A 10808-nucleotide genomic window follows, 5' to 3' on the forward strand; every position below is an offset into this window, starting at 1 on the left:
GCGGCGTGCTTCCACCGGCTCGACACCGCGCCCGGCGCAGCCCCCGACTCGGCCTCCGACACCGCGCCCACCACGGCGCCCGACACCGCGGCGAAGGGCTCTCGATGAAACCGCCCGACACGCCCGCCCCGGGCGGCACCACCCACCCGAAGCCGACCCGAAGGAGACACCCGGTGGCCGAGTCGGCCTCCCCCGTGACCGACACCCCGGTAAAGGCTCGGGGATCACTCGCGATCGGTGTGCGGCGCCTGCGTCGCGACCGCGCGTTCCTGACGGCGGCCACCGTCGTGGTCGTCATCGTCGTGCTCGCCCTGGCCGCGCCGCTGATCGCGGCCCTGACCGGACACGGGCCCAACGAGCAGTTCAACGAGACCGGTCTGTCCGAGGACGGGATCCCCGTCGGGCCGAACGCGGAGTTCTGGCTCGGTACCGACCAACTCGGCCGTGACGTCCTGGTTCGCGCCGTCTACGGCAGCCGCGTCTCGCTCGTGGTCGGCGTCGTCGCCTCCGGGGCAGCCGTGTTCATCGGCGTCCTCGTGGGCACCGTCGCCGGCTACTTCCGCGGCGTCGCCGACGCCCTGCTGTCCCGACTGATCGACGTCGTGATGAGCCTGCCGTTCCTGTTGTTCGCCATCGCCCTCGTATCGGTCGTCGGCCCGAGCGCCACGGTCAGCGTGGGAGTGATCGCGCTGTTCTCGTGGGGCGCCATCGCCCGGGTGGTGCGCGGACAGGTCCTCTCGATCCGCGAGCGCGAATACATCGAGGCCGCACGCTCATTGGGCGCGAGCCGGATCCGGATCATCGTCCGCGACGTCCTGCCCAACCTCGTGGTGCCCATCGTCATCTACTCCACGCTGATGATCCCTCAGGCGATCGTCTTCGAGTCGACCCTGTCCTTCCTCGGCGTCGGCGTCGTACCCCCCACCCCCACGTGGGGCGGCATGCTCGCCGAGGCGTCCAACAACTCCATGTACCTGGTCGCGTGGTGGCTCGTGGTGATCCCCGGTCTCGCCCTGCTGATCACCACGGTCGCGTTCAACATCGTCGGCGACAGCCTGCGCGACGTGCTCGACCCGCGCTCGGGCCGCGCGATCGGAGGACGCACGTGAAGACGGTCCGACACCTCCTGATCCGCACGCTCTACGGCGCCGGCGTGCTCTGGGTGATCAGCCTCGTGGTCTTCCTGCTGTTCTTCCTCGCGCCCGGCGACCCGGCCCGTTCCATCGCCGGCGACCAGGCCACCCCCGAGGTCCTCGACCAGGTCACCCGCAACCTCGGGCTCGACCGACCCCTCCACGAACAGTACTTCCGGTTCCTGGGCGACCTTCTCCACGGCGACCTGGGTTACTCCTACCGCAACCAACGACCCGTCCTGGACGTCATCCTCCAGCACCTTCCGGTCACCCTCTCGCTCATGCTGGGCGCCGTCGTCCTGTGGCTGCTCATCGGCATACCGGTGGGCATCATGTCGGCACGCAGGCCCGGAAGCCTGCGCGACCGGGTCGGCTCGATCGTCACCATGGTCGGCCTGTCGTTCCCCACGTTCGTGCTGGGCATGCTCGCGCTCTACCTGATCTTCTACCTGCCGAGCCAGGCCGGGATCACGCTCATTCCCGCCGGCGGCTACGTGCCACTGGCCGACGACCCCCTCGACTGGGCCTGGCACCTGCTGCTGCCCTGGACCACGCTGGCGTTCGTCACCGCCGCGGTGTACGCGCGGCTGACCCGCGGTCAGATGCTGGACACCCTCGGCGAGGACTACATCCGCACCGCGCGAGCCAAGGGGCTTCCCGAGCGACGGGTGGCCTACGTACACGGGTTGCGCAGTTCCCTCACCCCGCTCGTCTCCCAACTCGGCGCCGACGTGGGCGCCATGATCGGCGGCGCGGTCGTCACCGAACAGGTCTTCGGCCTGCTGGGCATCGGCAAGCTCGTGGTGTCCAGCGTGACCACGCAGGACCGCCCGGTCATCATCGGCGTCGTGATCTTCGTCGCCGCGTGCGTCGTCGTCGTCAACATCGTCGTCGACCTCCTCTACAGCCTCCTCGACGCCAGGGTCCGCGTCTCCTGAAAGGTGAACCCCTTGCCTTCCCCCGCCACGACCGGTGCCGGCCGACCGCTCGTCCTCGTCAACGCCCTGCTGTTCGACGGCACCGCCGAGACCTCGATACCCGACCAGGGGATATGGATCGGGGAGGACGGAACCGTTCAGGCGACCGGGCCGTCCGACGACATGATCTCCCGGGCCCGGGCGCACACTCCCGGCGTCCGCGTCGTCGACCTGGACGGGGACACCGTCCTGCCCGGCCTGATCAACTCGCACGTCCATCTCGCGCTCGGTCTGCCCGGCCCCCTGGCGGACTCGACCGGTCGCGCCGACTCGGCCGAACTCGCCTTCCTCATGGCCGATTCCGCCCGGCGAACGCTGCGATCCGGCGTCACGACGGTGCGCCTGGTGGGGGAGCCCCGGTTCGTCGACATCGCCTTGCGCTCGGCGATCGACGCGGGGGCCGTGGACGGCCCGCGCATCTTCACCGCGGGGCAGGCGCTGTGCTGCACCGGCGGACACGGTCACGATCTCGACGGCCTGGAGACCGACGGGCCGGAGGGCTTCCGTCGGGCGACCCGCGAACAACTGCGCGCCGGCGTGGACCTGATCAAGGTGTGCGTCTCCGGCGGGATCGCCAGTGCGCACGCGCGGATCAGCACCCCGCAACTCACCGACGCCGAGATGGCCGCCGTCATCGACACGGCCCACGACTGGGGGCGCAAGGTGACCGCGCACGCCGGTCCTGCCGAGACCATCGCCCGGGCCGTGCGCTTGGGGTTGGACTGCGTCGAGCACGGCTACGACATGGACTCGGACGTCACCGACCTGATGGCCGCGCGCGACGTCTGGTACGTGCCCACCCTGTGCGTCAGTCGCTGCGAGGACTTCCTGATCGCGAACAACGTGCCCTCCTGGATGATCGACCGCGCGCTGGGCGCCGGACCCCGACACCGGGAGAGCGCGCGCAACGCCCTCCGCTCGGGCGTGTCGATCATGATGGGCAGCGACATGCCGCCCTACGCGCCGTTCGACGACACCACGGCGTCCGTACGGGAGTTGGAATTCCTCGTCGAAGCCGGCATGTCCGCGCTGGAGGCGCTGCGTTCGGCGACCGTACGCCCCGCGCGCTGGTTGGGGGCCGATGCGTCGCTGGGCACCTTGGAGCCCGGAAAACAGGCCGACCTCGTCGTCACCACCGGAGACCCGGCCCACGACATCTCCGCGTTGCGCGGCCTGCACCTGGTGATCAAGGGCGGCGTCGTCCACCGCGACGACCTGGGCCGCATTCCGAGCGGGGCGCGAGCGTGAACCCCGCAGACCGTTCCGCACCCGCTGTGCCCGCCGGGTGGGACGGGCTCGCCGCGTCCGCTGTGTCCGCGGTGTCGGGCAGGCCCGCCGCATTCGCTGTGCCCGCCGTGTCGGGCAGGCCCGCCACACGCGCGACCGCGCCGATCCATGGGAAGTGATGATCGTGACGACAGCCATCCGCGCCGTCGCGGACGCACACGTGTCCGCGCTCACCCGCCTCGACCCCGAGGCCGCCGTCGCCCTCGGCCGGTGCGATGTCGATCGGATCCCGGACCTGTCCCCGGAGGCGTACGCCGAACGGGACGCGCTCGCCCGCCGTACGGTGGGCGAACTGGCCCGTGCGACGGACGAGCCGACCACCCCGGCCGATCGGATCCTGGCCGCCGCGCTCACCGAGCGGCTCACCGCCGACAGCGCGCTGTACGAGGCCGGATTCACCACCACCCTGCTCGCGCCCCTGGCCACACCGGTACACCAACTGCGGCTGATCTTCGACGACTTGCCCACGGCCGCAGCCGACACCGAGGTCGTGGTCAGGCATCTCGCAGGCGTCCCCGGAGCCCTTCGGCAGTACGGCCGGACGTTGCAGTCCGCTCGGCGCGCGGGCCACCGGATCTCGCGACGCCAAGCCCTCCTCCTGGCCGCGCAGTGCGAGGCGTGGGTCGACCCACGCGGAGCGGACGTCTTTCGGCGCCTGCCCGCGGTGTCCCAGGGCGGCGATCGAGCGACGAGGGCGGCGGACGAGGCCGGCGCGGCGATGAGCGCGTTCGCCGCCTTCCTGCGTACCGAACTCACCGACGAACGGACCCGGGCCGAAGACACGGGCGTCGGCGCCGAGTTGTACGCGATCACCTCGCAGGCCTTCCTCGGCGCCCCCGTCGACTGCGCCGAGTTGTACGCCTGGGGATGGGACGAACTCGCCCGACTCGGCCGCGAAGCCCGCACTCTGGCGGCCGACATCACCGGCCACACCGACCTCGCCGACGCCCTCGCGGCCCTCGACGCCGACCCGCGACGGCGGATCGCGACAGGCCGGCCGCTGCTCGAATGGCTCCAGACCCGGCTGGACGAGCTGACGGACGCCCTGGACGGCAGGCACTTCGACCTCCCGCCCGGCCTGCGCAACGTCGAGGCGCGACTGGACGCCGCCGACTCCGGCGTCATGTACTACACGCCTCCGGAGCTCGGACTCGCCCGACCCGGGCGGGTCTGGTGGGCCGTACCCGCCGGCGTCGAACACGTCTCGACCTGGCGCGAGGTCAGTTCCGTACACCACGAAGGACTGCCGGGACACCATTTGCAGTTCGCCGTCACTCTGGGCAACGAGCACCTGCACCCCTGGCAGCGCCACCTGTGCCACGTCCACGGCTACGCCGAGGGCTGGGCCCACTACGCCGAGCAACTGGCCGTGGAATTGGGTCTGTTGGACGATCCCGCGGAACGGCTCGGCATGATCTACGCGCAGGTCTGGCGCGCGGCCCGGATCGTCGTCGACATCGGCCTCCACCTCGACCTGCCCATCCCCGCCGCCAACGGCGTCGTCGACGCCGGCCGATGGTCCCCCGAGATCGCCGCCCGATTCCTGCACGAGGTCTCCGGACTGCACCCGAGCACCGCGCGATTCGAGGTCGACCGCTACCTGGGCTGGCCGGGCCAGGCCCTGGCCTTCAAGGTCGGCGCGCGCCTGTGGCAACAGATACGCACCGAGACCGAGGAGCGCCTCGCGGGAGCCTTCGACCTCAAGCAATTCCACATGAACGCACTGAACCTGGGCCCGATGGGCCTCGCCCCCCTACGGCAAACCTTCCGAGACGGCCGAAGTCACCTCACGACACCGCCACCGCACCCCACCTCCGCGGAGCCGCACCCGCCGGAGCGGGCAACCACGGACCCAAGGAGTGCGACCTAGCCCGCGCATCGCGGCGCAACCGACAACGGGGGCATCGGCCGCGGCACGAACTCCGACATACCGCTCGGCGCCGACCGGCGACGCCGACGCGCAGAGCACTACGAGGAACTCCCCACCGCCGCCCACCTCGTTCGCCGCGTGGCCGGCGATCGGCCCCTCGGCGACCTCGCTCGGTCCGGCTGATCACGACACCAGTCGACCCCTGGCCGCCCGGCCGACGGTGAGCGCGTTGCCCGGCCGGAGCCACCCCGCAGTGCCTGCCCGCTTCGGGAGCGACACTTCCTCGCGGGTGGGCGGCCTGGACGTGTCCGGGAGATCCTGTTCGCCTCCTCCGATGGGCGCAACTCGGCGCGCCGACGGTCGATCCCCGGGTCGGGGTGGCAGCGTGGAGGGGTCGTGTGGGCTGCACGCGGCGGGTTCGGGTCGCTGGGAGATGTGAGCACATGACGATCGATCGACGGGGGTTTTTGGCCGCTTTGGGGGTTGGCGGTGCGATGGTGGTGACGGGGACGGGAGCAGGGGCCGGCGGGGTGGCGCGGGGTGCGGCGGCGTTCGAAAGGCCGCCGTTGCGGGGCGTTTCCGGGCGGCGGGTGCCCGGGTCCGTGGCCGCGCCGCCGGACTGGTCGGTGTTGAAAACGCGGCTCGACGGACGGCTGTTGCTGCCTCAGGACCAGGAATACGGCGTGGCCCGGCTCGGGTACAACGAGCTGTACGACGGTCGACTGCCGGCGGCGGTGGCTCGGTGCACCTCCGCGGCGGATGTACAGAGTTGCCTGGACGCGGCTCGGTGCCACGAGGTGCCGATCGCGGCGCGCAGCGGAGGGCACAGCTACCTCGGATACAGCGTGCCGAACGGCGGGCTGGTGATGGATCTGCGGCCGATGGCGCAGGTCCACGTGCAGTCCGACGGGACGGTGCAGGTCGGCGCGGGAGCCCGGCTGATCGAGGTCTACGCGGCGCTGGCGCAGGCCGGGCGACTGCTGCCGGCCGGCTCCTGTCCGACCGTGGGGATCGGCGGGCTGACCCTGGGCGGCGGGATCGGGGTGCTGACGCGCAAGTACGGACTGACCTGCGATCGGCTGGTCTCGGCCGACGTGGTCACCGCCGACTCACGGGTACTGACCGTCTCCGAGTGCTCCGAACCGGACCTGTACTGGGCGCTACGCGGTGGGGGCGGCGGCAACTTCGGCGTGGTCACCCGGTTCACGTTCGACACCGAGCCGGCGCCCGCGCTCACCGTCTTCTCGCTGCGCTTCCCGGCCGGCTCGGCCGGCTCGGTCGCCTCGGTGGTGGGGGCCTGGCAACAGTGGGTCGCGGACGCGCCGCCGGAGCTGTGGTCGAACTGCGTCGTCTCCGGCGGCACGCCGCCGACCTGTCGGGTGGGCGGCTGCTACGTCGGAGCGGACAGCGCCCTGAACCCGCTCCTGGACCGGTTGGTCACCGCCGCCGCGACGCAGCCGGGCTCGCGCACCGTGCACGGCAAGAGCTACCTCGACGCGATGATGTACATGGCCGGCTGTGCCGACGACACCCTCGCGCAGTGCCACCCGACGTCCGAGGGCGGCCGGCTGCCGCGAGCCGCGTTCGTCGCCGTGTCCCGGGTGCTGACCGCTCCGTTGGACGGACAGGCGGTGGTGGGGCTGATGGCCGGGCGCGTCGGGACGGACCTGCTGCTGGACTCGATGGGCGGCGCGGTCTCCCGGCTCGCCCCCGACGCGACGGCCTTTCCACACCGCTCGGCGCTCGCCACGGCGCAGATCTACGCGAGCACCACGCCCGCCGGCGCAGCGGCGGCCACGGTCGCGGTGAACGCGGTCCGGGACGGGCTCGGGGCGCTGGGCGCGACGGGCGCGTACGTCAACTACATCGACGCGAGTCTGCCCGACTGGGGTACCGCCTACTACGGCGAGAACCTGGCTCGGCTGAAGGCGGTGTCGCGACACTACGACCCGGATCAGGTGTTCACGTTCCCACAGTCGGTGGCGCGTGCCTGAGTCGGGGGGAACGAGTCTCGGGGCGGGTCGCGAGATGGGACGCGGAACGGGCCGCGGAACGGGCCGCGGTCGGCGATCCGCGCCTCACTCGTCGGATCGGGCGTCGAACTCCTCGCGCTCCAGGGTCGGTTCGCGGACCGGGACGCCGTCGAGGCGGATCACGTATCGGAAAGCCAAGTCGGGGAAGGGGTCGACGACGTGCACCTTGGCCACCGTGCCGCGCTGTCCGTACCAGGAGCCCGGCGCCGTGACGCGTACGCGTGTCCCCGGTCCCGGCTTGGCCGCCTTCTCCCAGGGAAGAGCGGCCGCCTCGAACGCGGTGGCCTCGCACAGGTCGCGGACGACACAGGCGATGTGGTCGACGGTCAGTGGTACGCGCCCGGCCTCGACTCCCGCACCGTCGCACACCACGATGCATCCGTCGGGCACCTCGTCGGGGGCAAGCGACCAACTGCGCTCCATGAGGTGCGCGAGGTAGTCCGGTTCGGGCGTCGTGTCCCCATAGGGCCCGCCCCCGGTGAACCACAGGACCAGCCGCTCGAACCGCCGCCGGGTCAACGCCACGCACCCCGCCTCGGAATCCCCGGCGCGCAGACGCAGCACGGCGTACGGCGGCGGATCCACCTCGTCGGGATCACCCGCCGGCACGTTCGCGCACCACGCCACGGTGCCCGCGTGCACCGCCGGCATCAGCTCTCGGGCCGTACTCACCGCTCCTCCGAGCACGTCGACGCCCGGCTGGACCGGGTGCCGTCCGCGCATCCGCACACGCGCCACCCCACCGCGGAATTCGACGCACAACGACGGGGACGACTCCGACCTCTCGAATCACCCGCCGGCCGGCTCCCTCGGCATTCGGCCGGCCTCAGGGCCTCGAACACCAAGGCCACTGGCACTTCTCGAACCGACGTCGCCACCGGATGACTCCTTCACTCGACGTCCTGCGCGGCGGGTGAGCTTCCGCCCGGTCTGCGCACATGATCGCGGCTCCCGGCGTGCCGTGTGCACGAAAGCGCCATTTCCGTGACGATCGATACCGTGACTGTGACCGAGCCCCAAGCGGGTGGCGTCGGTTGGTCGGTCGCGTCGATGGGCCGGCCCGTCGGCCGGCGGTGAATCCGGGTGGGTTCAGCCCAGATCCAGGAACTCGGCGCCGAACACGCCGAGCAGTACGTCGACGGCCACCAGGGCCGCTCCGGCGCTCACCGCGAGTCCGAAGCCCCCGAACACCAGCCAGTAGACGATGTAGCTCGTCCCCACGGCGCCGAGCACCCGCCCGGGGTTTCGGGGGTCGTAGCGCACGTCGCGGGTCGTCTCGGTACGCGGTCGCGTCACGCCCATCCACGAGACTGACGTGTGCGCGATCCCGTCGACGGCGGTGAACGCGTAGACCGGGTAGCCGAACGACTCCCGCGGCCGTCGCTGCAATCCTTCGACCGTCGCCGGCACGGAGATGCCACGACGCCACAGAATGATCCATTCGCGCAGGAACCGCCGCCATCCAGCCCGCACAAACCATGGTCCGAACGAGAAGTACCAGAATCCGACCCAAAACACGCTTGCCCCGGCAGCGTTCGAGCGCGTGGCGACGGCGGCCCACACCAACAGGGCGAGCCCGGCCGAGTAGCCCATGACCCACAAGGATCCCCGTACGAACGGCGAGTGCGGATCGAAGCTCGGCCCCGCGCGCATCGTATGTATCGAGATGGCTTCGCCGGGGGGCACCGGCCCGACAGCGCGCACTCGGTCGGTGAGCACGTTCACGAACGCATCGGCCGCATGCTCCTGCCGATACCGGACGGTGAACCACTGCCCGTTGCGCAGGTGCGCGGTCACCCGGCGGTCCGGCGTCTTCACGATCCGGTCCACCGCGCGCAGCGCGAAGCGCCTGATCGTCCGGCCGTGTCGGAACTCGACCCGATCCCCGTCGAGTCGCGCCGCTCCCCCACGCCCCGGTAGGACCACACCCTGTACCGATGTCGGCGTTCCCCCTGCGACCATGTGCCCGAAGATACCTGAGGCTTCGTCAAGAGACCGGCGGGCGAAAGCCGTTCGGACGCGACGACATGGGAGTGCGCACGCGCGAATCCCGGCCCCTTCGCACGCCTCGCCGCCGGATTCGCCGTGGCCGTGGCCATCGCCGTCGCCCGCGTCGACTACGGCTCAGCGGAGCGCGGGGACGACGGCGGTTCACCGGTGGGGGCGCTTCGCAGCAACGTTGCCGTCAATGTCGTCGCGTGGCGGGCGATGTGGGCCGCGTCGGTGCGGTAGAGGGCGTCGTGTCCGGCGGCGATGTGCTCGGCGAACGCGGCGTTGCCGGCGTCGGCTTGTGCGTGCATGTGGCGGACCAGGTGTTCCAAGCGGTCCTGGGCCGTGGTTGCCATCGCTGCGCGATTTTTGTCGTCGAGCCGGTAGGCGTCCGCGAAAAGGCGGAGGCGGCGGGCCTGTTCCTCGACGGGCAGGGTGAAGTCGTCGTTGCCCGGATCGGTCAGGGGCACGAACCGATAGGCGGCGTAGGCGAGATCCCAGACGCGGGGGCCGGGGTGGGCGGTGTCGAAGTCGATGAACGCGAACGGCCTTCCGTCGCGAAAGACACAGTTGTAGGCGGCGACATCGCCGTGGCAGATCACCTCGGCAGGCTCGCGGCCGGGCCAGTACCAGGCGGCATCCGCCGCAGGAGTGAAGCCGGCGGTGGCGTCGTGGTAGTCGCGCAACAGCACGGCCACGGCTTGCAGGGCCGCGTCCGATCGGACGTAATCCGGCAGCGGATAATCGCAGACGTGGCCGGGGAGGAAGTCGAGTATCTCCCGGCCGTCGGTATCGAAGCCGTGAGCGCGTGGGGCGCCGGCGAACCCGACATCCCGTAGGTGATCGAGCAGAGCGTGGACCGTGCGGGTCCAAGGCCCTGCGGGCCGCCGAACGGTCGACCCGATCCGCACGACATGGTTGACGCCGCCTCCGGCCAGTACTTCTTCGTCCATCCGCTTCGCCTCGCTCATGAGGACTCCTCCCGGTTGTGCCCGGGCCGATGGTCATCGTCGGCCCGGGCTGCGCGGTTTCTCGACTTGCTCCCGCCGAGTGAGGCTGCCGTCCGGTGTCCGCCCTCGCCGCGCCCGTGACTACGGCGATGTAGAGCACTCCGGGCCGGTGGCCGCGTACGAGCGTAACCACGGGCCGGACATCCACAGCCGAAACGATGCACCCGCCCGCAGTTCTCGGCACCGGCGACCCCACCAGCGCGTCCCGTGGCCGGCCGATGTCGACAGCGAGCCGACTGCGGGCCGACAACGAGCCGACGACGGGCCGACTGCGTGGGGCACGCGTGAGACTCGAATCTCGGAATCGCGAGCCTCGGAATCGCGAATGCGAGGCGTGGTAGCGGTACTTCGCTCGTCCGGCCAGGTCGGAGCGTCGAATGCCGGGACGCGAGCGGGCGCACCCGAGCGGGATCGAGTCGACGATCCACACCGGGGCGTTCCGCAGGTCCGTGTCCCGGGCGAGGCGCGTCCATCGCGCCTCCGAGCGTAGCCCGGGCCCGGCCAGTGCC

The 10808-nt window shown here is 71.3% G+C and carries 8 protein-coding genes and 1 pseudogene; 5 read left to right on the plus strand and 4 right to left on the minus strand.

Annotated features, from left to right (window positions below):
• Positions 1 to 173: 173 nt before the first annotated feature.
• The 5 genes from GT354_RS28805 to GT354_RS28825 all read left to right on the plus strand — a co-directional run bounded on the left by GT354_RS28805 (position 174) and on the right by GT354_RS28825 (position 7261).
• Positions 174 to 1109: an ABC transporter permease gene (locus GT354_RS28805; protein ID WP_202512428.1), complete on the plus strand. Its 936-nt coding sequence runs from the start codon at positions 174 to 176 to the stop codon at positions 1107 to 1109.
• A complete protein-coding gene (locus GT354_RS28810) occupies positions 1106 to 2071 on the plus strand; it encodes an ABC transporter permease (protein ID WP_161359302.1) in 966 nt (321 codons plus the stop codon). The genes GT354_RS28805 and GT354_RS28810 overlap by 4 nt, the downstream gene beginning before the upstream one ends.
• 12 nt (positions 2072 to 2083) lie before the next feature.
• Complete coding sequence (locus tag GT354_RS28815) at positions 2084 to 3358, plus strand: amidohydrolase family protein (RefSeq protein WP_161359303.1); 1275 nt, start codon at positions 2084 to 2086, stop codon at positions 3356 to 3358.
• A gap of 163 nt (positions 3359 to 3521) precedes the next feature.
• The gene (locus GT354_RS28820) at positions 3522 to 5267 is read left to right on the plus strand and encodes a DUF885 domain-containing protein (RefSeq protein WP_202512429.1); all 1746 of its coding nucleotides are present in this window, start codon (positions 3522 to 3524) and stop codon (positions 5265 to 5267) included.
• A 590-nt stretch (positions 5268 to 5857) separates the two neighbouring features.
• Positions 5858 to 7261, plus strand: a complete 1404-nt coding sequence (locus GT354_RS28825) for an FAD-dependent oxidoreductase (protein WP_346012224.1) — start codon at positions 5858 to 5860, stop codon at positions 7259 to 7261.
• 84 nt (positions 7262 to 7345) lie between these two features.
• Here GT354_RS28825 and GT354_RS28830 read toward each other — a convergent pair whose 3' ends face one another.
• The 4 genes and pseudogenes from GT354_RS28830 to GT354_RS54620 form a co-directional block, all read right to left on the minus strand.
• Positions 7346 to 7972: a hypothetical protein gene (locus GT354_RS28830; protein ID WP_161359306.1), complete on the minus strand. Its 627-nt coding sequence runs from the start codon at positions 7970 to 7972 to the stop codon at positions 7346 to 7348.
• Positions 7973 to 8389: 417 nt separating this feature from the next.
• Entirely contained in the window at positions 8390 to 9262 is an 873-nt protein-coding gene (locus GT354_RS28835; RefSeq protein ID WP_161359307.1) for a hypothetical protein, read from the minus strand.
• A 155-nt stretch (positions 9263 to 9417) separates the two neighbouring features.
• A complete protein-coding gene (locus GT354_RS28840; RefSeq protein ID WP_237535555.1) occupies positions 9418 to 10260 on the minus strand; it encodes a phosphotransferase in 843 nt (280 codons plus the stop codon).
• A gap of 343 nt (positions 10261 to 10603) precedes the next feature.
• A pseudogene (locus GT354_RS54620) lies at positions 10604 to 10808 on the minus strand (hypothetical protein); the annotation flags it as partial.

The sequence above is a fragment of the Streptomyces sp. SID3343 genome (assembly GCF_009865215.1).
Lineage (GTDB): Bacteria > Actinomycetota > Actinomycetes > Streptomycetales > Streptomycetaceae > Embleya.